This window comes from Spiroplasma endosymbiont of Dactylopius coccus, assembly GCF_977110965.1.
In genome coordinates, this window is sequence record NZ_OZ373019.1 from 931,148 (window position 1) to 954,139 (window position 22,992).

The 22,992-nt window shown below is 24.5% G+C and carries 30 protein-coding genes and 4 pseudogenes; 17 read left to right on the forward strand and 17 right to left on the reverse strand.

Translation table 4 applies throughout. The features are described from left to right. The first annotated feature begins 100 nt into the window (after nt 1-100). Both ACXUB0_RS05825 and ACXUB0_RS05830 read left to right on the forward strand, forming a co-directional pair. Nucleotides 101-763 (forward strand): FMN-dependent NADH-azoreductase, encoded by a 663-nt coding sequence (locus ACXUB0_RS05825; RefSeq protein WP_252320342.1) that lies wholly within the window; start codon nt 101-103, stop codon nt 761-763. A 111-nt stretch (nt 764-874) separates the two neighbouring features. Continuing rightward, nucleotides 875-1,423: a BspA family leucine-rich repeat surface protein gene (locus ACXUB0_RS05830; RefSeq protein ID WP_458258074.1), complete on the forward strand. Its 549-nt coding sequence runs from the start codon at nt 875-877 to the stop codon at nt 1,421-1,423. A 156-nt stretch (nt 1,424-1,579) separates the two neighbouring features. Here ACXUB0_RS05830 and ACXUB0_RS05835 read toward each other — a convergent pair whose 3' ends face one another. The 3 genes and pseudogenes from ACXUB0_RS05835 to ACXUB0_RS05845 all read right to left on the reverse strand — a co-directional run bounded on the left by ACXUB0_RS05835 (nt 1,580) and on the right by ACXUB0_RS05845 (nt 3,515). Then, nucleotides 1,580-1,747, reverse strand: a complete 168-nt coding sequence (locus ACXUB0_RS05835; protein WP_458258075.1) for a hypothetical protein — start codon at nt 1,745-1,747, stop codon at nt 1,580-1,582. A 170-nt stretch (nt 1,748-1,917) separates the two neighbouring features. Continuing rightward, nucleotides 1,918-2,697: pseudogene (locus ACXUB0_RS05840) on the reverse strand (rod shape-determining protein); the annotation flags it as partial. A 28-nt stretch (nt 2,698-2,725) separates the two neighbouring features. After that, nucleotides 2,726-3,515 (reverse strand): IS5 family transposase gene (locus ACXUB0_RS05845; protein WP_458258076.1). Its coding sequence is split into 2 segments (ribosomal slippage): nt 2,726-3,253 and nt 3,255-3,515, totalling 789 coding nucleotides; the frame shifts between segments, so codons are not numbered across the junction. Between the two features lie 716 nt (nt 3,516-4,231). Between ACXUB0_RS05845 and ACXUB0_RS05850 the strand changes: the two genes are divergently transcribed. Then, on the forward strand, nt 4,232-4,606 hold the full coding sequence (locus tag ACXUB0_RS05850) for a PTS sugar transporter subunit IIA (RefSeq protein WP_458258077.1): 375 nt from the start codon (nt 4,232-4,234) through the stop codon (nt 4,604-4,606). Beyond that, nucleotides 4,494-4,997 (forward strand): fructose PTS transporter subunit IIB, encoded by a 504-nt coding sequence (locus ACXUB0_RS05855; RefSeq protein ID WP_458258078.1) that lies wholly within the window; start codon nt 4,494-4,496, stop codon nt 4,995-4,997. The genes ACXUB0_RS05850 and ACXUB0_RS05855 overlap by 113 nt, the downstream gene beginning before the upstream one ends. Here the strand turns inward: ACXUB0_RS05855 and ACXUB0_RS05860 are convergent. Beyond that, the gene (locus tag ACXUB0_RS05860; RefSeq protein WP_458258079.1) at nt 4,944-5,333 is read right to left on the reverse strand and encodes a hypothetical protein; all 390 of its coding nucleotides are present in this window, start codon (nt 5,331-5,333) and stop codon (nt 4,944-4,946) included. The two genes, ACXUB0_RS05855 and ACXUB0_RS05860, sit on opposite strands and share 54 nt — an antisense overlap. 8 nt (nt 5,334-5,341) lie before the next feature. Here ACXUB0_RS05860 and ACXUB0_RS05865 point away from each other — a divergent pair, with 8 nt between their 5' ends. The 13 genes and pseudogenes from ACXUB0_RS05865 (at nt 5,342) to ACXUB0_RS05925 (ending at nt 13,771) form a co-directional block, all read left to right on the forward strand. Next, nucleotides 5,342-5,776, forward strand: coding sequence for a hypothetical protein (locus ACXUB0_RS05865; protein WP_458258080.1), 435 nt, complete (start codon nt 5,342-5,344; stop codon nt 5,774-5,776). 20 nt (nt 5,777-5,796) lie between these two features. Next, nucleotides 5,797-6,363, forward strand: a complete 567-nt coding sequence (locus ACXUB0_RS05870; RefSeq protein WP_458258081.1) for a hypothetical protein — start codon at nt 5,797-5,799, stop codon at nt 6,361-6,363. Between the two features lie 9 nt (nt 6,364-6,372). After that, nucleotides 6,373-6,711, forward strand: a complete 339-nt coding sequence (locus ACXUB0_RS05875) for a hypothetical protein (RefSeq protein WP_252320326.1) — start codon at nt 6,373-6,375, stop codon at nt 6,709-6,711. Between the two features lie 243 nt (nt 6,712-6,954). Beyond that, nucleotides 6,955-7,293, forward strand: coding sequence for a hypothetical protein (locus tag ACXUB0_RS05880; RefSeq protein ID WP_458258082.1), 339 nt, complete (start codon nt 6,955-6,957; stop codon nt 7,291-7,293). Nucleotides 7,294-7,739: 446 nt separating this feature from the next. Continuing rightward, the gene (locus tag ACXUB0_RS05885) at nt 7,740-8,081 is read left to right on the forward strand and encodes a hypothetical protein (RefSeq protein ID WP_458258083.1); all 342 of its coding nucleotides are present in this window, start codon (nt 7,740-7,742) and stop codon (nt 8,079-8,081) included. A 375-nt stretch (nt 8,082-8,456) separates the two neighbouring features. After that, on the forward strand, nt 8,457-9,032 hold the full coding sequence (locus ACXUB0_RS05890; protein WP_458258084.1) for a hypothetical protein: 576 nt from the start codon (nt 8,457-8,459) through the stop codon (nt 9,030-9,032). Then, nucleotides 8,968-9,225, forward strand: coding sequence for a hypothetical protein (locus tag ACXUB0_RS05895; RefSeq protein WP_338956883.1), 258 nt, complete (start codon nt 8,968-8,970; stop codon nt 9,223-9,225). Before ACXUB0_RS05890 ends, ACXUB0_RS05895 begins: the two co-directional genes overlap by 65 nt. A 60-nt stretch (nt 9,226-9,285) precedes the next feature. After that, a complete protein-coding gene (locus tag ACXUB0_RS05900) occupies nt 9,286-9,564 on the forward strand; it encodes a hypothetical protein (protein ID WP_338987376.1) in 279 nt (92 codons plus the stop codon). A 260-nt stretch (nt 9,565-9,824) separates the two neighbouring features. Beyond that, a complete protein-coding gene (locus ACXUB0_RS05905; RefSeq protein WP_458258085.1) occupies nt 9,825-9,992 on the forward strand; it encodes a hypothetical protein in 168 nt (55 codons plus the stop codon). A gap of 113 nt (nt 9,993-10,105) precedes the next feature. After that, nucleotides 10,106-10,876, forward strand: a pseudogene (locus ACXUB0_RS05910) (IS256 family transposase); the annotation flags it as partial. Between the two features lie 223 nt (nt 10,877-11,099). Continuing rightward, nucleotides 11,100-11,567, forward strand: a pseudogene (locus ACXUB0_RS05915) (transposase); the annotation flags it as partial. 172 nt (nt 11,568-11,739) lie between these two features. Then, nucleotides 11,740-13,239 (forward strand): AAA family ATPase, encoded by a 1,500-nt coding sequence (locus ACXUB0_RS05920; RefSeq protein ID WP_458258086.1) that lies wholly within the window; start codon nt 11,740-11,742, stop codon nt 13,237-13,239. Next, a complete protein-coding gene (locus ACXUB0_RS05925; protein WP_458258087.1) occupies nt 13,211-13,771 on the forward strand; it encodes a hypothetical protein in 561 nt (186 codons plus the stop codon). The genes ACXUB0_RS05920 and ACXUB0_RS05925 overlap by 29 nt, the downstream gene beginning before the upstream one ends. 87 nt (nt 13,772-13,858) lie before the next feature. Here the strand turns inward: ACXUB0_RS05925 and ACXUB0_RS05930 are convergent. The 13 genes and pseudogenes from ACXUB0_RS05930 to ACXUB0_RS05990 form a co-directional block, all read right to left on the reverse strand. After that, nucleotides 13,859-14,326: pseudogene (locus ACXUB0_RS05930) on the reverse strand (transposase); the annotation flags it as partial. Between the two features lie 199 nt (nt 14,327-14,525). Then, the gene (locus ACXUB0_RS05935; RefSeq protein ID WP_458258088.1) at nt 14,526-15,440 is read right to left on the reverse strand and encodes a hypothetical protein; all 915 of its coding nucleotides are present in this window, start codon (nt 15,438-15,440) and stop codon (nt 14,526-14,528) included. 37 nt (nt 15,441-15,477) lie between these two features. Further along, nucleotides 15,478-16,509, reverse strand: a complete 1,032-nt coding sequence (locus ACXUB0_RS05940) for a hypothetical protein (RefSeq protein ID WP_458258089.1) — start codon at nt 16,507-16,509, stop codon at nt 15,478-15,480. Nucleotides 16,510-16,511: 2 nt separating this feature from the next. Then, on the reverse strand, nt 16,512-16,703 hold the full coding sequence (locus ACXUB0_RS05945; RefSeq protein WP_458257599.1) for a hypothetical protein: 192 nt from the start codon (nt 16,701-16,703) through the stop codon (nt 16,512-16,514). 215 nt (nt 16,704-16,918) lie between these two features. Continuing rightward, nucleotides 16,919-17,311 (reverse strand): hypothetical protein, encoded by a 393-nt coding sequence (locus ACXUB0_RS05950; protein WP_458257598.1) that lies wholly within the window; start codon nt 17,309-17,311, stop codon nt 16,919-16,921. A gap of 11 nt (nt 17,312-17,322) precedes the next feature. After that, nucleotides 17,323-17,577 (reverse strand): hypothetical protein, encoded by a 255-nt coding sequence (locus ACXUB0_RS05955; RefSeq protein ID WP_174480864.1) that lies wholly within the window; start codon nt 17,575-17,577, stop codon nt 17,323-17,325. Between the two features lie 22 nt (nt 17,578-17,599). After that, on the reverse strand, nt 17,600-17,806 hold the full coding sequence (locus ACXUB0_RS05960) for a hypothetical protein (RefSeq protein ID WP_174480363.1): 207 nt from the start codon (nt 17,804-17,806) through the stop codon (nt 17,600-17,602). A gap of 1 nt (nt 17,807) precedes the next feature. After that, nucleotides 17,808-18,041, reverse strand: a complete 234-nt coding sequence (locus ACXUB0_RS05965) for a hypothetical protein (RefSeq protein WP_458257597.1) — start codon at nt 18,039-18,041, stop codon at nt 17,808-17,810. Nucleotide 18,042: 1 nt separating this feature from the next. Further along, a complete protein-coding gene (locus ACXUB0_RS05970; RefSeq protein ID WP_458258090.1) occupies nt 18,043-18,900 on the reverse strand; it encodes a hypothetical protein in 858 nt (285 codons plus the stop codon). Between the two features lie 328 nt (nt 18,901-19,228). After that, nucleotides 19,229-19,432 carry a hypothetical protein gene (locus tag ACXUB0_RS05975; RefSeq protein WP_458257735.1) on the reverse strand — a complete coding sequence of 68 codons (204 nt, stop codon included), beginning with the start codon at nt 19,430-19,432 and terminating at the stop codon, nt 19,229-19,231. Nucleotides 19,433-19,492: 60 nt separating this feature from the next. Further along, complete coding sequence (locus tag ACXUB0_RS05980; protein WP_458257892.1) at nt 19,493-19,768, reverse strand: hypothetical protein; 276 nt, start codon at nt 19,766-19,768, stop codon at nt 19,493-19,495. A 215-nt stretch (nt 19,769-19,983) separates the two neighbouring features. Next, nucleotides 19,984-20,925: a rolling circle replication-associated protein gene (locus ACXUB0_RS05985; protein WP_458258091.1), complete on the reverse strand. Its 942-nt coding sequence runs from the start codon at nt 20,923-20,925 to the stop codon at nt 19,984-19,986. Nucleotides 20,926-21,169: 244 nt separating this feature from the next. Beyond that, the gene (locus tag ACXUB0_RS05990) at nt 21,170-22,552 is read right to left on the reverse strand and encodes an MFS transporter (RefSeq protein WP_458258092.1); all 1,383 of its coding nucleotides are present in this window, start codon (nt 22,550-22,552) and stop codon (nt 21,170-21,172) included. Nucleotides 22,553-22,992 lie beyond the last annotated feature (440 nt).

The following is a 22,992-nucleotide window of genomic DNA, read 5'->3' on the forward strand; positions in this document are numbered from 1 at the left end:
ATAAAACTATATTTTTATTTATTATTTTTTAAAAAATAATAAATAAAAACTGATAAAATCAAATTACAAAGTTATTTTAGATATTTCGGAGGCAAAAATAATGGCAAATAAAATATTAGTAATTCGTTCTTCTATGATTAAAAAAGAACTATCTTATTCTGAAAGTTTAGTATCTCGTTTTGTTAAATATTATCGTGAATTTCATCCAGAAGATTCAATAATTGAATTAGATTTAAATCAAATACCAATGGCAAGTATTACTATTACGCAAAAAAACTTTACTTCATATTTTAATGAAAAAGATTCTGATTATTATATTAATCAACTAAAAAATGTTAATAAAGTTATATATACAACACCAATGACAAATTTTAATGTTACTAGCATGACAAAAAATTATTTAGATCACATCTTAGTTGCTGGTAAAACTTTTGATTATAAATATACCAAACAAGGTGAAGCTAGAGGATTATTACCACATTTAAAAGTTCAAATTTTGGCGACACAAGGAGCACCATATGGCTGATATTTATGAGGTAATCATGCAACTTATTTAAAAGGGACATGAGAATTTGTAGGTGCTAAAGTAGTAGAACCAATTCTTATTTGTGGTACTAAGGTTCAAGAACTTCATCAAAATGATGCTAATTTACTTATTGGTTCTAAAATATTAGCAAAAGGTGGAGGTTTGCCAGCATTAGGGCCAGAAAAAACGATGGATAAATTTGAACAGTATATTAAAGAAGCAGCAAAAAAGTTTTAACTTTAAAAAATATAATTTTTGTGAATTTATCTTCAAAAAGTAGTAAAGTAAAATTGGCTTCTTAAATAAAGTCAAAATAATAAAATAGAAGGATGAAAAGATGAAAAAATATTGACAGCATTAAGTGTTTTAACATTTGCATCAGCTGTAGGAAGTTTAACTGTAACTGTCTTAAACACAAGTTCCCAAAAAAATGATGTTTTAAATAATAAAACTCAACAAGATACAATTTACATTGATGAAAATGGCAAAAAAGTAATAACTAATAAGCATAATCTATCATATATAAAAACTACCAAAATTACTCAAATTGGATTTTATAAAAATGATCAGGGAGAAATTCAAGTTGTTAATATGCCAATAACAATTAAAGAAGTCCCAGAACAATTACCACCAGAAATAACTTCTTTGAATTATATGTTTATTCATACAACATCATTTAATCAAGATTTATCAAAATGAGATGTATCTAATGTAACAAATATGAGTTGAATGTTTCCCGCTGCAAATGCATTTAATCAAAATTTATCATCTTGAGATACTTCAAATGTAACAAATATTAGTTATATGTTTGCTGGTGCAAGAAAATTTAATCAAGATTTGTCAAAATGAGATGTATCTAATGTAACAAATATGAACAATATGTTTAGTAATACATAAGTATTTAATCAAGATTTATCAAAGTGAAATGTATCTAATGTTATGAAATACGAAAGTTTTTCTTTTGATTCAGGACTTCATAACTCAAAAAAATTACCAAAGTTTAAAAAAATTTTTTAATAATTTAAAATACTAATTTAAGATTTTTATAGTTTTTTATCCTAAATCTTCGTCCTTTATTAGAATTTCACGATTAGGATTTTGTTCAATTATTAATTGTTTGTAAATTGTATCACGATATTTTACACAACCATCAATAACATTATCTAAAGAATTTAGAGCAGTACGCACTTCAAAAAGATCTCCTTCATATTTTTGACGCATTGGTTTTGTACCTTTTTCAGTTTTAACTTCAATATAATATTCTTTAGCTAATTCTTCTTCAATAAATTTATCAACTTTTTTAATATAAGCTCCACCACCACAAATTGTGATTCCCTTACCTTTTTTCTTTAAATCACTAATACTTCCGGCAGCCTTGTCACCAGCAGTTCTTATACTCTACGAATGGCTGGAATAATATGTTCTTTGAATTGAGCTTGCATAACATTTTCACGAATTTCTTCTGGTGTAATTTCAATAGTTTTAGAAATTGACATTGTTTCTCCTGGTTGAGAATTTAATCTAGGTAATGAAAAACCCGAAATTGTGTATGGTTTTTCATCTTGATATTTCATAAGTGAGCCAATATTTTTAATAACATCTTCAGCTTCTTTTATTCCAACTTTTAAGGCATGTTTTTTTATAATATATTCTTGAACTTTTTGTATTAAATAGTCACCAGCACAATGTGTTGTATATGAATATAATATTGAATTATTACTAATAATAGCAACATCAGTACTGCCACCACCAATATCAATGCACATAATTGCACTTCCAAAAATATCTTGCCCTGAGCCTAACGCTGCCATTTTTACTTCTTCTTGTACAAATCCACGGAGTGCTCCTAAACGATATACAATATTTTCTAAAGCTTCTTTTTGTACTGAATTAATTTCACTTGGTGTTGCCATCAACACAATCAAATTAGGATTTTTATCTAATTTTTCATGTTTTTTTATAGAATTGTTATTAATTTCTTTTAAATTTTTAATTTCAAGTCTGAAATCTTGAAAAATTTTAGTAAGAATACGTTGTAAAGCATCTGGATCAGCAATATTACCATCACGAACTGGACGTTTAATAATAACGTTTTCATTTGTTTTGTCAGTTAAAGTCTTAGCCTCTTCACCGTAAAGAATTCTATTTTTTTCATAGTCTTCAGCTAAATAGGTTGGAGCATCATATCTAAGAACCTGTTTAAAATCTTTTTAATAAAATTGAAATAAAGGAAAGAACAACCATTTGTAAGCTATTATTTAATTTTCTTTCACAATTTTTTCATAATCTTCTGCATTTTTCTAATCATGCAAAACTTCGTTCTACAACTCATCTTTTTGGCAATAATACAAAAGAATGTAATTCATTACGTTTGATAACTTCAACATTTGCATTTATGATTGTTTTGATTTTAAAAGCAAATTTTTCACCAGTATAACCAGCATCTACTAGTATTTTTTGAACTTTAGATAAATTTTCTTTTTCATTTTCAATCATTATTATAGCACTGTTACGATCTGTTTTTTCTGCTGTGGTTATGTAAATTGTATGCGGTAAACCTTGAGAATCAACAGCAATATGACGCTTTATTCCTGAAATTTTTTTACCAGCATCATAACCTTTATTTTTAGCAGTATCTGTGTTCTTAACACTTTGTGAATCAATTATACAAAAACTAGTTTGTTCTTTTCTACCATTATTGATACGAACTTTTCTAACTAATTTTTTTTAAAATTACTTGTCAAGTGCTAGGTTCTTTATCACTATTTTTACTTCAAATTTGAAAATAATAATATACAGTTTGTCATTTTGGAAAATTTTTTGGTAACATTCTTCATTGACATCCACTTTTTAATACATATAAAACTGCACAAAATACTTCATATAAATCTAAATTTCTTGGTTTTGTTTTCTTTTTGCTATTTTCTAAAATTGATCTTATGTTCTCAAATTGTTCTTTAGTAACATGACTTGGATAATTTTTATGCATATATACCCCTTATCTTAAAATATATAGTCATTTTACGTTATTTTATAAAAGATTCCAAACAGGTTCTAAGACCTATATTAATATGTCTAGCTTTAAAGTTTTCTGTTCCGATATCTAAAGCTAATCATTGATAATCAGTTATTGATTTAAGTTTGTTATTTTTCTGATTTAAATTTTCTTTTCTTGTTTTAGAACCTGTTTAGGATCTTTTTTAACTTATTTTTGATTAAATTAATATCATAAATGTTATTTTATAGTTGAAAAATAAATTTTTAATCGATAAGTTGTCAAATGATAAAATCTTTTTAACAAAAAAATGACAAAGAAAATAAAATGTTAATTAACTGTCAGGTTAGAAATAATTATTCCCTTTTTTAGTTTAATTATGTTTAAAAGATTCCAAACAGGTTCTTAAACATTTCTCTAATTTTCCCTTTCTTTAAATACTTAAATTTTATCTAAATTAATTTTACATTATTTTATAAATAAGTTATTTATATTAATTTATAAGGAAATATGGGATTAATGTTGATAATTTTTATTTATTATATTTTGTTTAAAAAACAGCAAAAACTTTGAAGTATGTAATATTTCTAATTTTATAAATATTAAATTTAATTGAATAAATAGTTAAAAATATATTTTAATTATCTGAAAAAATCTCTGGTTTTTATTAAAAAAAGGAGATAAAATAATCATTGGAAAGGAAGGTAAAATTGAAAATAACTAATGATTTATTAAACAACTCACATATTATTTTTGAATCTAATATTAAAAATCAAATAGAAGCACTAACTAAAATTACTGATTTGGCATTTTCATTAGGTTATATTACTAATCGTGATGAATTACTAAAAGCATTTCTTGCTCGTGAACAAGAATCATCAACAGGTTTTGAAGGTGGAATTGCAATTCCACACGCTAGAATTAAATCAATTAAAAAACCTGCAATTCTAATATTATGTAATAATAATGGCGTTGACTGAAAAGCAAATAGATGGACAATTAACAACTTTTATTATTGCTTTAATAATTCCTGAAACACAAGCAGAAAATTTACATTTAGATATTTTAAGTACACTTGCAATTAAACTTGTAAATGAAGATTTTCGTAAAAAATTAAAAAATGCAAAAAATTCACAAGAAATAATATCGCTTATTAATGATGAAACAGTTAAAAATAGTACTAAAAAAGAAATAAAAACAATGAAAAACAAGGAAACAAAAAAAATTATTGGAGTTTCTTCTTGTACAACTGGAGTAGTTCATACTTACATGTGTAAAGAATTATTAGAAACCGCAGGAAAAGAACTAGGCTATCAAGTACATATTGAATGTCAAGGTCAAAAAGGACCAGAATATGTACTAACAGAACAAGAAATTAAAGAAGCGGATGTCGTTATTTTAGCAACAGATGTTGCAATTGACTTAGAACGTTTTATTGGTAAAAACATATACTTGTGGTACAAAACCAGTAGTTAAAGACGCTAAACAAACTATTAAAGAAAGTTTAACAAAAGCAAAAATATACGGTGAACCTAATGGAAATAGTGGTGATTTCATTTTAAATGCTTCGAAAGGTAAACCAGCAATTTTAAAACATTTATTAAGTGGAGTATCATATATGATACCATTTGTTGTTTTTGCTGGTTTAATTTTTGCTATTGTTGGTGGTATCGCAAAAGGTACTTTTGGTAATGGATTTGAATTTAAAAATTCATGAGAAGAACAACTTGCTTGATTAAAAACAAATCCACCAGGAGTTAATTCTGGATTAATTGGTGGTACAACGCTAATGCATGTATTAATGATTATCAATAACATTGATGATACCAATCATGGGTGCTTATATTGCTTATTCAATCGCAGGACGTCCTGGTATTGCTCCAGCAATGATTATTACATTTTTATTAGTATCACCTGGTACGGGAATGTGATTTGGATGAGGAGTATTTAATCTTACTGCCAGTTCTAAAATTGATGCAAGTCAACCTTTTCAGGGTAATGCTAATGTTTCATGAACATTATTTGGTGCTCTTTATGGAGGACTAATGGCTGGTTATTTAGTTCGATTTGTAAATTCATGAAAAGTACCAAAATGATTATTACCAATTATGCCAATTATTATTATTCCTGTTTTTTGTACAGCAATTATTGCAATTCCAACCGCTTTCTTTTTAGCAGCACCATTTGGATATGTAATGGGTGCATTGGATTATGGTTTAAGTTGAATGGGGTTACATCCAAATATAGGGTTTTAGTTGGATTATTATTAGGAGCAATGATTGGATTTGATATGGGTGGTCCAATTAATAAAACAGCTGTTCTTGTTGCAACATCATTAATGGTACAAGATGGTGGTCGATTAATGGGACCAGTAGCAGCAGCGATTCCGATTGCGCCATTGGGTTGTGCATTGACATCAACAGTATTTAGTCGTAAATTATTTACAAAACAAGAACAATCATTAGGGTGAAATGCCTGATTATTAGGGTTTATGGAAATTTTTGAATCTGCTATTCCATTTGCAGTAAGAGATACATGAAGAACAATAGTTGCTAATGTTATTGGTAGTGCTGTTGCGGGTGCTTTAGCATTTGGTTTTGGTGTACTTGGTCATGTTGGGGCTTGAGGTTCTTTTATTATTGCTTTATTTGGTGGTGTTACTAATATTAATGGTAGTTATATTGGTATTTTATGATATGCAGTAGCTATTATTATTGGTACGGTAGTACAATCTATTATTTATACTTCACTTTTATTGCAAAAGCAAGGATTATATAGATCTTCAATTTTAACGTTATTAAATAAAATTGGAATTAAAACTAAAAATAAAAAAAGAAAATAATATTAATATATGAATAATAAAAAAAATTGATGATTTGAAAATCAATATAGTCGAAGTACAATAACTATTGATGATAAAAAAATAACTATTTATCATAAAGGATTAACAACTTTTAGTTTAAAAAAACAAACTAAAAATATTATTATGATTAATAATATTAATTATTTAGTTCTTAGAAAGCCAACTTTTTGACAGTGTGGGTACCTTTATTTTGTTTTAAAAAATGAAATTGAAAAAACCAATAATCAAGAAATTTTATTATCTAATTTATGTATAGCCTTCAAACGAAAAAATGAATTTAAAGAAGCAGAAGAAATTAAGAGTATTATTGATAATTTAATTATTTAAACTAAAAAAGCATTTTAATGTCAATATCGAATGAAAATTTCCTAAAAATATTTATCAAAAAATTAAATTATTTTGGAAAGTTACACTGTTAAATAAACACAAATTCCAAATAACCTTTAAAATTTTAATTCCTGTTTTTAATATAGGAATTTTTTTGTATAATTTAATTAAACTTAATATAAGTTTTTAACTCATTGCTTTAATTTCAAAGTAAATGAGTTTTTATTTTGAAAGGATGAAAAAATGAATAAAAATTTACAAGAAGAATATGAATGAATTAATAAAGAATTGATAAAAATAATCATTGATAAAAATCAATTTACTCCAGAAATTATTAGTAATAGAGTTAATTTAGCTCAAACTACTATTGTTGATATTAATGAAAATTTAAAAAAACAAAAGATTAGCAAATTTAAAAAAATTAGTTATTTAATATTAAAAATATTTACTTTTGGAAAAATTGATAAAAATAAAATAATTAAAGAAAAAAATGATTTTTTTATAAAAATATCAAAAGAACTTTTTGGAAATATTAAAAAAAGTAAAAGAATTATATATAAGAACCTGTTTGGAATCTTTTAAACATAATTAAACTAAAAAAGGGAATAATTATTTCTAACCTGACAGTTAATTAACATTTTATTTTCTTTGTCATTTTTTTGTTAAAAAGATTTTATCATTTGACAACTTATCGATTAAAAATTTATTTTTCAACTATAAAATAACATTTATGATATTAATTTAATCAAAAATAAGTTAAAAAAGATCCTAAACAGGTTCTAAGAACCTGTTTGGAATCTTTTAAACATAATTAAACTAAAAAAGGGAATAATTATTTCTAACCTGACAGTTAATTAACATTTTATTTTCTTTGTCATTTTTTTGTTAAAAAGATTTTATCATTTGACAACTTATCGATTAAAAATTTATTTTTCAACTATAAAATAACATTTATGATATTAATTTAATCAAAAATAAGTTAAAAAAGATCCTAAACAGGTTCTAAGTTAAGTAATGAATTTAGAAGTTTGGAGAAAAAGCTAGATAATGAAAAAAGAAAAGAAAAAGAAATAAATAAAAAAATATCTTGTTTAACAAATCAAGATATTAACAATAAAAATGAATTAAAAATAAGAAATGAAATAAGAAAATATGAAAATGGACATAGAATTATTTCTCAAAAAGTAAATTATTTTGAAATTAAATTTAATTCAATAAAAGAAGAATTAAAAAAAATATCAAATTTAAAAATGGAAATTTATAACAAAAATTTAGAAAAGTTAAAAATAAAAAAGTTTGATGAAGTTGAAATTAATAGCTTTGAAAATAAAAATTATAAGGGTTTTAAAATAAAATCACTAAAATTATAAAAAAGATATTGCAATTGCAATATCTTTATATATTTAAAATGAATTTTAAGGCACCAAATTTGCTCATATTCAAACGATTTAAAAATTTATATGTTTAGTATTCAAAAAATAAACAGCCCTTTTTAGGGCTGTTTTAAATCGAATTATTATTAATTATAAGTTATATAAATAACTTCACTTTTGGGAAATTATTACTCGATAACTAATAGAAAATTTTTACTAAATAATGACAAAAAAAAGAATTTTAATTGACATATTAAAAAAATTAAATTACAATTCTAATTATAATTTAATAGATGTCCAATCCTAATATAGATATTTCTCCATATTAGGATTTTTATTAAATTAAAATATTTGAAAGGAAGATAAAAAGATATGCCTAAAAATATACAAAATATACAAATGACAGAAAAAGAATATAAAAATTTTAAAAATTATAAAAAACAAAAAGCAATTCAAGAAGAAATGATATTAAAAACAAAAAGTACAGCAAAAAAAGCAGGGAAAATTGCTATTAATCATGCGCCAACAATAGGTGGTACGTTGGGGTTTTTAGCAGGTGGATTTGGTGCAGGACTTACTGATAATAATTATAATACTATTTTTGATATACCTGTTGCAATTTCTTCAGGTGTTGGTGGAGCAATAATTGGATCTGTTGTAAAACAAAATTACAAAGCTAATATTGCTGAAAAAAAAGCAAAACGACAAGAAAAATTACAATACATGCTATTAGAAAATATAAATAATTCATCAGATTCAGAATCCGAAGAAGAATCAGAACAAGAATTTGAACAAAACAAAGAAAATAGTTTGTATACTGATTTTGAAAAAAATAACATTAAAAGAAGAATCAATAAAAAAGAGAGAACTTTTATTACGAAACATGAAATTAGATGCAAAATTTCAAAAGCAAGAACAACAATTAAAAGAATTGAGTATTCAAAATAATTCAGTCGATGATATTCTTACAAAAGAATTAGCAAACACATTATCTACTGTTCCTATGACTTTTGCTACTTTAAATAAGGGTAATCCTATTTCTCAAGATGTAATAAATGCTGCTAATTTAATGTCTATAAGTCCATCTTCAAAACCTGTTGCTGATAAACAAGAAAACCAAAAACCTCTTATTTCTATGTAATATCATATACATTAATGAAACAAATAATAAAATCAGATATAGTTTAAAGGAAGATTACTTATGCATTTTGATCCTATCGAAGACTTGTTTAATGATTTAGGTTCACAGTTTCAGTCTTTTGGAAATGATACTGAAACTTTCTTTAATAATTTTGGTGATAATATAAGTTCAGAATTTGAAGTATTTACAAAAGATTTAAATACTAATTTTCAATCTTTTAGCAATGATGCAAGTAATGTCTTTAATGATCTAGGTAAGGAGTTTCAATCTCTGGGTAATGAAATTACTGAAGGTTTTCAAATTGTTAGTAATGATGTAGAATTTTTTTTAATGATCTAGGTAAGGAGTTTCAATCTCTGAGTAATGAAATTAGTGAAGGTTTTCAAACATTTGTTCATAATTTTGAAACCGCCTTTAAAGATTTTGGTAATAATATAAAAACTTTTTTTAATAATATTGGTAATAATATTGAATCATTTTATAACGGTATTACTTCATTTTTTTTAGGAATTGAAAATTTAATTAAAATTATGCCCTATGCAATTGGTGGAGTAATTGGATCAGTTATAGCATTTAAGATTTATAAAGCAAGAAAGTCAATGTTAAAAAATGAAAGAATAAGAAAAATATATAAAATTTGTAAAAATCAAGAACTAAATAATAATATTAAAAATGTTAATTTTGATAAATTAAAACCAGTAGTAAATAATACAAAACTTACAACAAGTAAATCAAAAAAGTTTACTAAAAAAATTTTAGTAAAATAAAAAATAAAATGCACCATATTGATTTTATAGGTAATGTTTAGTAATCTGTGTAACTTACAAAAATAACTATGTTTAATTAATTCTATAATAAACCTAGAAAGAGTGAATTACAGATGGCTAAAAAGCAAAATATTAATAATAATGATCCAATATCAAAAGCAGTAGATTTATTATTAGAAAATACTGAAGATTTAACAACAGTTTTTAAAGAGGGAGGTTTGTATAAAGAATTAACAAAAAGATTAGTAGAAAAAATGTTGAATTCTGAGATGCAAAATTATTTAGGATATGATAAGAATCAACATAGTAATAGTGACAATGCTCGTAATGGTATAAGTTCAAAAAAATTAATAACTCAACAAGGTAAAATTGAGATTGATGTACCACGAGATCGCAATAGTAATTTTAATCCTGTAATAATTGCAAAAAGACAAAGAAGATTTGATGGTTTTGATCAACAAGTTCTTTCTTTATATGCAAAAGGTATGACATTATCAGATATTAGAATGCAATTACAAGAGTTATATCATGGTGCTGATATTAGTGAAAGTGTTATTAGTCAAATTACTGATGATGTTATTGATGATGTAAAAGCATGGCAAAATCGACCATTAGATAGTATTTATCCGATTGTTTATTTTGATTGCATAGTAGTTAAAATACGACAAGATAAACGCATTATTAACAAATCTGTGTATATAGCTTTAGGAGTTGATTTAGAAGGTAAAAAAGATGTTTTAGGTTTATGAATTAGTGAAAATGAAGGTTCTAAATTTTGATTAGCCAATTTCACAGAAATGAAAAATCGAGGCTTAAATGATATTCTTATTGCTTGTAGTGATAATTTAACAGGAATGTCAGAAGCAATACAATCAGTTTATCCTAAGAACCTGTTTGGAATCTTTTAAACATAATTAAACTAAAAAAGGGAATAATTATTTCTAACCTGACAGTTAATTAACATTTTATTTTCTTTGTCATTTTTTTGTTAAAAAGATTTTATCATTTGACAACTTATCGATTAAAAATTTATTTTTCAACTATAAAATAACATTTATGATATTAATTTAATCAAAAATAAGTTAAAAAAGATCCTAAACAGGTTTTAAAACAGAACATCAATTATGCATCGTTCATCAAATTAGAAATAGTTTGAAATATGTCTCATATAAGCATAGAAAATCTCTAGTTGCAGATTTAAAACCAATTTATACTGCATGTAGTGAAGAACAAGCAATGCAGGCTTTAGAAACATTTGAAAATAAGTGAAATAAACAATATCCTCAAATTGCTAAATCTTGATATAAAAATTGAGAAAATTTGATAGTTTTTATTAGTTATCCAACAGAAATTAAAAGAGTAATTTATACCACAAATGCTATTGAATCTGTTAATAGTCAATTACGAAAAGTTATCAGAAATAAAAAAGTTTTTCCTAATGATATGGAAGAATTGAAAATATTTTATTTAGCAATTGAAAATATAACAAAAAAATGAACAATGCCCATTCAAAATTGAAATACAGCAATTGCTCATTTTATGATAAAATTTGAAGATAGAATTAATCTTAACTAGTACTTTGTAAAACAAAGATACACAGATTTCTAAAAAGCCTCAACAATTACTATATTCATTAAAATTTAATAATTTATATTTATTATTTTTTACTATTATTATTTTTCTACATTTCAATAATGTTAAATGTTATTATATTTATATAGTTTAAAATGATATATAGGTGATATAAATGAAATTAAAAATAAAAAATATTGGTCCTTTTAATGATACTTCTTTAAATATTGGCGATATTACTATTATTGCTGGTGTTAATGATACTGGTAAAAGTTACTTAAGTAGGTTAGTTTTTGCAATGGTGAAAATTGCTACTAGTGATATTAAGTCAGAAATAATTAAGAATTTTTTTAACTTTGCTGAAGATACTTTTACACAAATTGAAAATACTGGTAGTAATTTTCTTGAAACAAATTTTAATAGTAGTGAAAAAGAAAGTGCTTTATTTAAAGAAATTGAATCTATTTATAATAATATTAATTTAAATAATAAAACATTTATGCAAAAATGAATAACAAATTTTAATTATAAAATTGAAAAATTTAATAATTTTTGAATTAATTTATTAACAGACTATCATCAATTGCTAAAAATAAATGATGATTTAATTACCAAAACATTACAAAGAATTGAATTAGATACTAATAAAGATAGTTACAAAATTAAAATTATTAAATATACAATTAATATTATTAATAATGATATTTTACAAACCTTAGAATTATTTAATAATAAAGATACTGATATCATTTCATATTTAATGGCTAATATTCTTCGTGAAAACTTTCATGGTGAAAACTTAAGAAATAAAAAATATAATAATAAAGATAGTTATTTAAAACTTAGTTTAGACAATAACAAAAGTTTAACAATTAATATTAATGAAAAAAATAAATTTTCTTTAGAACATGAGTTTAATTACTTAGAAAATATTATTGAAAACCCAATAATTGATGCTACTTATATTAGTGATACTGACCAAATTTTAAATTTAATGATTGAAGAAAGTCTTAGTAAAAAACAATCATCATATATGTTAGAGAGTGAAAAATTAAAATTATCATTAAATAACATTTTCAAATTTAAAAAGTGTCACTACTTAGATGATTTTAAAAATAAAATTAATATTCAAAAAAATATTGAACAGTATAGTAATTTGAAATTAGTATTAATTAAACAAAAAATTAATCAAGAACTTGAAAACTATTTTGGTAATGAAAATAAAATTAACTTTGAAAATGGTAGTTTAACTAAGAATGGTATTACTATTAAACTTGCTAACTCCTCACGTGGATTAAAAATTATTGAATCATTTAAAGAAATGGTTAAAAGTGACTTTTTTAAAGAAGGTAACTTAGTAATTATTGATGAACCCGAAGCCTATATTCATCCAGAATGACAATATTTATTTACTAAACTATTATTAAATATTGCTAAAATAATTAATTTAAAATTAATTATTTCAACACATAGTCCATATATTCTTGAAACAATAACTTCACTAGCAAGTCGTGACTTTAAAAACTTAAATTTTAAATATAATTTTATTAACAAAGATAAAAATTTTGATTCTTGTATAATTGAAGAGAATAGTTTAGAACACATTAATGAAGCTTTAAGTTATCCATATAGGGAGTTAGACGAATATGAATTTAAATGAGACATTAAAAAATAATTTAATATTTATTTATAAAAAAAATAAAAAAACTTTTCGTTTGTTATCTTATAGTACTGCTTCTAAAACATATTCTTCAGATTCTGAAGAATATGCAATTGATGGTGATAATCTTAAACTTTTATGTTGTAGTCATTCACGTGGTATTAAATCAATTGATGCTATCACTTATAATAAAAGAAATGAATTTTTATTCATTGAATTTAAAATTCAAAAACATTTTCATGAAGACATTATTAATGATTTATCAAGAAAATTTACTGATACCTTTATTTGTTTTCAACATAATATTGATAAAAAACATGAAATTTCTTTTGACAAAATTAAATGTTTTTTTGTATTTAATATTAGAAGAGAAACTGATCGTAATATTAGAAATATCAAAAGAATTAAAAAGAAATTAAATAATAAAGTTGATGAATTAAATAAAGAACATCGCATTTCTTTAAATTTTAAAATCATTTATTCATCAACTTTTGATCATAGTATTGATTATTTTAAAATGGATGACTACTTTAGTGAAGTTAAGTAAAATTTATATTTTAAAATGAAAAATGCACCGTAATTAGATTATAAAATGAGGCTTTTAGAAATCTGTGTATCTTTGTTTTACAAAGTACTAGTTAAGATTAATTCTATCTTCAAATTTTATCATAAAATGAGCAATTGCTGTATTTCAATTTTGAATGGGCATTGTTCATTTTTTTGTTATATTTTCAATTGCTAAATAAAATATTTTCAATTCTTCCATATCATTAGGAAAAACTTTTTTATTTCTGATAACTTTTCTTAATTGACTATTAACAGATTCAATAGCATTTGTGGTATAAATTACTCTTTTAATTTCTGTTGGATAACTAATAAAAACTATCAAATTTTCTCAATTTTTATATCAAGATTTAGCAATTTGAGGATATTGTTTATTTCACTTATTTTCAAATGTTTCTAAAGCCTGCATTGCTTGTTCTTCACTACATGCAGTATAAATTGGTTTTAAATCTGCAACTAGAGATTTTCTATGCTTATATGAGACATATTTCAAACTATTTCTAATTTGATGAACGATGCATAATTGATGTTCTGTTTTAAAACCTGTTTAGGATCTTTTTTAACTTATTTTTGATTAAATTAATATCATAAATGTTATTTTATAGTTGAAAAATAAATTTTTAATCGATAAGTTGTCAAATGATAAAATCTTTTTAACAAAAAAATGACAAAGAAAATAAAATGTTAATTAACTGTCAGGTTAGAAATAATTATTCCCTTTTTTAGTTTAATTATGTTTAAAAGATTCCAAACAGGTTCTTAGAATATTTATTTCTATAATAACAAGTACGGCATACAGTATTTTCAGTTTCTTTCTTTTCAGTTTGTAATATATTATCCAACTTATCTAATCCTACTGCTCTAATATCATCAACAGTAAAATCTAATGCTTGTGATTGTTCATAGTCTTTAACAATACTTAATTCACTCTTTAACGAATGAATATAATTTAAAGCACGACTATTATATCTTTGTAAATAAGACCTAGGAAATCATAAACTAAAAGTCATAGTTTCACCACTATAACTAGGTGGTAATCCACCACGTTTAATTATTCGCTTTGTTTGTCTTTTAGATAATACAACTTTATTATAATCATCAACATTAGTATAAATATTTAGTTTAAACTTAACTAAAAATAACAAAATACGCATTCTTTTAACTTGAACAATATATTCCACTTTTTCACGTGCTTGCTTTGGTATTCTATCGGGGTGTTGCTCAATCATATACATAATTCCATTAAAATTATGACCTATTAACTTACAAAACATTCCTAAACTTTCTTGTGTTTCTTTAAATTCGGGTGATAAATCATTACTATTAATTTTCAAACCTAACTCATCTAAAACAACCATATCACACTCTTTAAAAGCATAATTACTATTTAATTGATTAAATTTAAAAACATCATCATAAGAACAACGATAACTATATTCATTACGAACTTTAATAGGAATAGGACTTACTACTCTACCTTTATGTTTTTGTGCTAAACAACAAGCAAGAGCGGATTTACCAGTACGTGGTGGTGCTGAAATAATATAACTACCTACACGTTGTAATATCTTTATATTTTTTCTAGTTATTAAAAATGGATAAAGTATTATTAATAATATAACTCCTAAAAGTAAATAACCATATCAAGGCATTATTTCAACTCCTAACCAACTAAAAATCCTACTGCTTTTAAAAACACTCATAAAGTAAAACTTGCTCTAAACCACTAGTAAAATCAACATTTAAAACAGAACTAATAGTATCATCAAAAATACGTCTTAATAATCCGTCAAGTTTAGTAAAAAATTCTCTTAAAGGTTCAACTGGTAAAACTTTACCAACAACTCCATAAAGTACTCATCTAAAAGCATTACGTAAATGACCAAAAACATCATATCAACTTGGTCTTTCATATTCAGGATTAAAAGGACTATTTGGTGGCACTGGAGTTATATTTTCACTTGAAAAAATATTAACTTGACCAAAAAAAACATCTGGTGAAAAAGTTGGTCTAATTGATTGACCATGAATATCAAAAAATACTGTTAAATGTCTTAAATTTGGAACACGAATAGGCATAGTAACAAAATTATATAAATCTTGCTGATAAATATCATTATCAACTTTACCTTTAAAAACATATTTTGTATCACCAACATTATCTAAAAAACTAAAAGTAAAATGAGCAGAGAAAGTTTTAAAATCATGATAAGAAAAATAAAACATAAAACCTTGAATATAAAAACTTAAAGGTTTATCAATTTCAAAATTTAACTGTGTTTGAAAATTTATAATACTTTTACCAGTATTAAGAAAACCTAAATAATTAACATTATCATTTGAAACATAATTATGATTAAACATAATACGTGAAAAGTCATCTAATTGTTTTCTATTAAAAGTATAAACACCAGTTCCCATCCTTACCACTTGTGGTAAAACACCAACTGTATCACTAAAATAACGACATGTATAAATACCCTCACCATTTCCAATAAATTCACCACTTACTAATTTTAAATCTGGTTGGTCAATGTCAAAATAAGCAGAATTTCATGGTATTGTTGCTCAATCATCAAAATTATGATATTTAACATGTTTAACCATTTCTTTTGTAATATCATAATTAACAACATTAGGGTCATTTGAAGCAATTAAACTAGTTGGTGCTTGAACAGAAGTATTTACAACAAAAAATAATTTAGCAAACTTAAATCACATAATTATTTACCAAATAAACATTTTAAAATTCACCATGAACCATAAAACAAAATAAATCCAATAAAAAACTGTGTACCATAAACTACTAAATTTCATAAAATAGTAGTAAATTGGTCAACTGGACTACCTATAAACATAGTTCAATAATCAACTATACATTGATGTATTTTATTGTAAATTTCTAAAACACTCATAATTAACACCTACCCAAACAATGACCTAAAAACAAATTTAATACTACGATAAATAAAATTAAAAAATACACCTAATACCAACCAAAAAGTCAAATTAAACAAAATATAAACTTCATCAGTAATATTTGGTTGATTTAAAAATATTTGAATATCTTTACTAGAAAATATAAAAATAAAATGCAATATACTAAAAACAAAATTAGACATAATAACACCTACTTAATATACTTAGGATTATAATAATGTTGTTCATATCCACTAGTACGAGCAACAGCAGTACCTTTTTGTTTATAAGAATAAGTACCACCTTTATAACGTTGAACTGGTTTTACACCAGATTCTCCATTACGATAAGCATTTGCAATATCTTTACCAGCACCACCACCAATAGCAACAGCAGATTTACCAATAAATTTAACACCATAACCTAAACCTAATGTTGGTAACATTAATTCGGGTAAAATAACCCTAAATGCAAATCTAAGCAAAATCAAAAATATCATTAACGTACCTAAATTAAAACCTAAATCACCAAGTGGAAAACTAAAAAACTTCATAAAAATTGAAGCAAATAATTGCATAACAGTTGTAATAAAAGGTATAAACATAATTTCACATCCTAATGTCTTGTAAATCTAAATAATCCTAAAATTAAATAAAATACAAAACTAACATTTATTAAAGCAAGAATAGGCAAAGGTAAAGTGTATAAACTATCATAAAAGAACGACTTAATAAAAAGTGTCACAGTATGTAATCCAGCAAAAGAACTTAAATACTGCATATAAATAGTTTGCACCAAAGTATTAACAACTGGTAAAAGTCTACCCAATAAAGGTAAAACAAAAACCAAACTAAAAAATAACTTTACCATTTGCTTACTTCCTTTCTAATTACTAATGTGTTCCATGGATAATATGACCAACAAACTGCTTAATAAATACAAGAACCATAAATACAATTGAAATTAACACTGGTCAATTTGTAAGTGTTCCACCATCGCCAGTAGTAAATACTCAACCAAAAATATAAGTAAAAGCATTTAATAATTGTTGGCCAACACCACCAATCATATTTAATAATGCTGATAATCCAGCAGGCATATTAATCACCCCCTTTCTCTAATTCTTTTTGTTGTTTTTCCATTTCTAATTTACGTTTCTTCTTTTCAAAATCTTTACGACAAAAAATACAATCTGGGTCATTTTCTTTTTCCTTTACATGTTTTTTATGTTTGAATTTCTGTATACACTCATGTATTCAATTACGACAAAATCAAAGTATAAGGCAAAACCCACCAATATATAAAGCATATTTAACAATCTCCTTAAAATCCATTTTAAACACCACCTAACGTATAAGCATAAGAATAATCCCAATTTAAACTTGCTCTATCTAAATTAATCTCCGACATATTATCATCATTTAAATCAACATCAACCATACTGTCATTTGTACTTTGATAATCATTAACACTAGCATTAATTAATCTTGCTCTTTCATCAGTAAATACTTCTTGTAATTCTGTATTATTATGTGTATTTCTTAACGGTAACAATAAAATATTTATAATCTCACTTGCACCGGCAATAATCGTAGGAATAGCAAAATAATTATTAAAATTATTATTAATACCCATAGCAACACCACTACTAATCAAACAACCACCAGTACCCGTATTCGCTATTTTACGTATAATTTCAAATCTATTAGGTATTAATTCAGTTAAACCACTAATAACATTTGCTATACCAAAACTATTTAAAGATATATAAGTATCTCAGTCTACAAAAGGTTTATTAACTATTGGACTAGGTGTTGGTATTGGGGTAGGAATTGGTGGTGGTGTAGGACAAGGTGGTCAAAAACATGGTTCATCTCTTAATAAAAAAACCGACTTATCTACATAATTAACAAACTTAGCATAATTAACTAAACCAATTGTTCCTAATCCTAAAAATATCTTTTTATAACTATTAATAACTTTATTTTTAGTAGTTGGTCTTTGATTAATATTTCATATATCAATTGCCAACTTCTTACTAAATAACAAAGAATTAATAGAACCTAAAATTGGGTCTTTTAAATATTGACCATAATAAGCACTAACTCCTACCATAGCACTTAATGGACTTAATCCAGTTCTTAAAATTTTAGTTAAAGTATAATTACTAGTTTGTTCTAACTCATTAGGCATGTTTACTGTCTCCTCTATTTTTCACTTAATCTTTTTAAAATCTCTTGCAAATGCTTATCTTCCCTAGCATCTCTAAACGCTTTATCAATTAACATATAGTCATATTTAAACTGTTTCCTTTTTTCCATAAATAAAACTCCTTACTTTATATACTAATAAGGAGCATATTTATACTAATTAGAGTAAGGGGCAAAAATACACTAAAAAGTATATATATGCCCCTTATTTAGTTTTTATTTTTTTCTTTTATTTTCTTATTCGTTCCATTTCATTAGCAACTCTGTAACACATTTCACAACCTACTCTTTCATAAGTTCAATCACTACACTTATGTCTCATAATTTAACTTACTTTCTTGTTGTCTCATTGCTTTATTTAAAGCAATATCTAATATACAATTTGGACAATAATAATTTTTAGTATATAAGTTTTGTAAAACTCTTTTGGGACAAATAACTTGGTCACAAAGTTTACACATATAAATTGCTAAATGAAATGCTTGTTCACATGAACAATTATCATTTTTAGCCATAATTTAAAATTAACTCCTAACATATTAATAATTATTTAAAATTACCCTTTTAATAAATAACTATTTTCAATTAGAAAGTCTTTTAATATTACCGCTTAAATCAAGTTCAAGTGAATAAAAATTACCAACTTTTAAATCAACAGTAGATAAACAATTATTAAAATCACTAGCAAATTCTGGATTATATCATTTATCACGTGTTTGACCAGTTGGTACACTCGTTTGTTTGTTTATTTCTACAAATTTCAAAACATCAAACTTCAATGTTTGACCTTTATTATTTTTATCGGGAATAATACGCCCTTTTTCAATATTAACTAATTGAACTTTAAACATAAAAAAACTCAATTCCTTCCAGTAATGTATTAAAAATACATATATTGAGTATAGTAGGGTAAAACCTATACTTATTAATAATATAACATAAAATTAAAAAAATACAACAAAAATGTCATCTGTATACTGGAAGGTAATACAAATGACTATTAACCATTATATATATATATATATATATATACAAGTAAAATTATAGAAAAAATTAAATTTTTTTTCTAATGTAAAACTTTCTTCTTAAAATCTATTTTTTCAACCTTATCACCAAAAACTTTTTCTACCCAAGTCAAAACATCTTTATCTCTTTGAATTAAATAACCAATCTCACTGGTTCGTAAATAATGCTTATACGATAAAGCACTTAAATATACATAACGTTCATAATCTTCATAATTTTTAAAATAATCATTAACAACAGTACTTTCAATAATGCCACCAATCATAACAGTATTACCTTCACTATCTCTTTGAGATTTAAAATAAAATATATTTGTTGCATTAAAACTTGCTTTAATTATATCTCCAATTGTTAATTTCTTAATACCACGAACTACAATAGGATTTTTACAATTACGACTAAAAGCATAAGCCTTTACACCTACATCACTTTGATTTAAAGACTTAACATCATCTATTGCTTTTGTAACATATTTACCCAAATATTTAATCACAAATTCATTTGTACCTCTTTTAACTACTTTCAAATCATTAAAACCATGAGTTCATCATTCTGCTAACATACTTTTATGTATCTTTCTATTGAAAATTATATGAAAATGAATAGCACCACGAGATTGATACTCATAAACATAAAAATATTTTAATTCTCCTAAATGCGAAAAACGTTTAGGGTCATTTCATCATTTTTGTAATTTAATAAAAAATAAACCAATATCTTTTTTTGCTTTTTTAACATCTTGCATATTATCTTTATAAGTTAAAGTAACAAAACTTAACATTTTACTATTATAAAAATTATGTAATGCTTTTTGAATTAAATTAGTTTTAGTACGAACAGTACTATTTCTTAATTTCTGCTTATTACCAACATAACATTTACCTTTTTTATTTCCAATATTAGTCAAAAATGAAATAGGTAATACTATATTCTTCACATAACAAGCATAAAAAACCTTTTTAATATAAAAATCTTGTTGCATATATAAAACCTTCCAGTATGACTATTATATTTCTATAAAAATCATTTTTATATATTTTAATAACAAACAAATCTTAACATAAAAAAATATAAAAACAAACAATAAAAGAAAAACGTTACTTAATTAAATTTATTATAACACCGTAACTTTGAAAATCAATAAAATTTTATTAATTTTATTATTAAAATATCATTTTAAATAAAAAAATTAGCACCATAATAAGGGTGCTAATCTAATAATATTTTTATAATATTTTATTATCTTGATTTTTTGTTCATAGTAAAGCTAATGAAATAATAGCAGCAGCAATACAACCATAAAAGTAATAAAATACATAATCTCAGTTTTCATTACCAAAACCAGCAATTACTACTTTTGAAAAAAGAGCATCACCAAGAAAATAACCAGATAATCCTGTAAATCCTGAAGCAGTAGCAGCTGCTTTCTTATTTGTTAGTTCAATAGCAGTAGCACCAATCATCGCTTGTGGCATATAAATACCAAAACCAGCAATCATTAAAGCAGTAATAAGCATAGGCATATTACCACGAGGAGCAACTTGCAATAAAACTAGTCCACAAAGTGCAATCAATAATCCAAATATCATTAATGGTGCTTTACGATTATTAAAAAATCACTTAGCAAAATATGCTGCAGAAATACCACCAAATAAACCAGATAATTCAAAACAGGCAGCAAATCATTTACTGTGTTTTAAATCTAAGCCATGAATATCTTTCATTAAAATTAATGTTCATCCTGCCAGTCCTTGTCGTACAACATATACTCAAATATTAGCAAATGCTAATATTCATAAAAATTTATTTTTTAAAATATATTTTACAAAAATTTCTTTTCAATTAAGTTCTACTCTTTCTTCTTTATGTTCTAGAACACCTTTTCATTTTTCAACAGTAGGTAAGCCTTCTGCTTCAGGGCGATCACGCAATCCTAATAAACATAATGGAATCATAGCTAAAGCAAAAATACTAGGAATTCAAAAATATAAACCATAAATTGTTCCACCCGGATCAAGTAATGTTACTAAAGAAATAACAACAACCGGTAATAAAGCAGCACCAATATTTTGTCCTGAGTTTCAAATTCCAATACGTCCCGAACGTTCTTTATCAGTAAATCAATGAGAAAATAGTCTAGCTGTAGCTGGTCAGCCCATGCCTTGGAAAACAGCTAACATCGCAATCAAACTCAACATCATTACAAATGGGCCAACACTAATTTTAGTTCCAGCAAAAGCAACTACACCACCCATAATAATATTTAAAATAGAAGAAACAAATAATCCAAAAATCATGATTACTCTTCCTGAACTACGGTCAGCAACATTTCCAACAATAAATTTAGCACCACCATAAACAACGGCAAAAATTGTTCCCATTAAAGCATACTCCATTTTAGTTATGCTACCATTGCTTTCTAAAGCAGAACCCGCTACTGTATACGCTTGACGAGTAAAGTAGTAAAGAATATATGATAAAATGCTAAAACCAAAAACTTGATTACGTAAAATAATAAATTTTTTATTAACTTGCTTTAAGTCTTCACTAAAAATTTCTTTTTTTGCAGGTGGCTTAAAAACACATGCAAGTCTATTAAAAACAGACATTTTTTTTACTCTCCTTCTAAAAGGATGCATAAATTATAGTAACCCAAATAACCTGCTCTTAAAAACTTAATATAAACATACTTTAACACATAGGTTTTTACAATTTTTGTTTTTGTGGAAAAATAAATAATATTAAAAATTAAAAAATAACTCTCTACCAAACTATTTTTTTGAAATACCATAAATAAATATTAACTCTACACCTTTTAAAATTCATTTACATTTATTTATTAAACAGTTTTATAAAATGTACTAATAATTTATTTATCCCCTTCTCAAATTGTTTAGTCCTAACCTATAAATTGTTTAGTCCTAACCTATATATTTCAGATTATAACAGATATATTCTAAAATTGAAAAGATATTTCTTTAATTTTAAAAAAAATAATTTACAATTTTCTTAGAACCTGTTTGGAATCTTTTAAACATAATTAAACTAA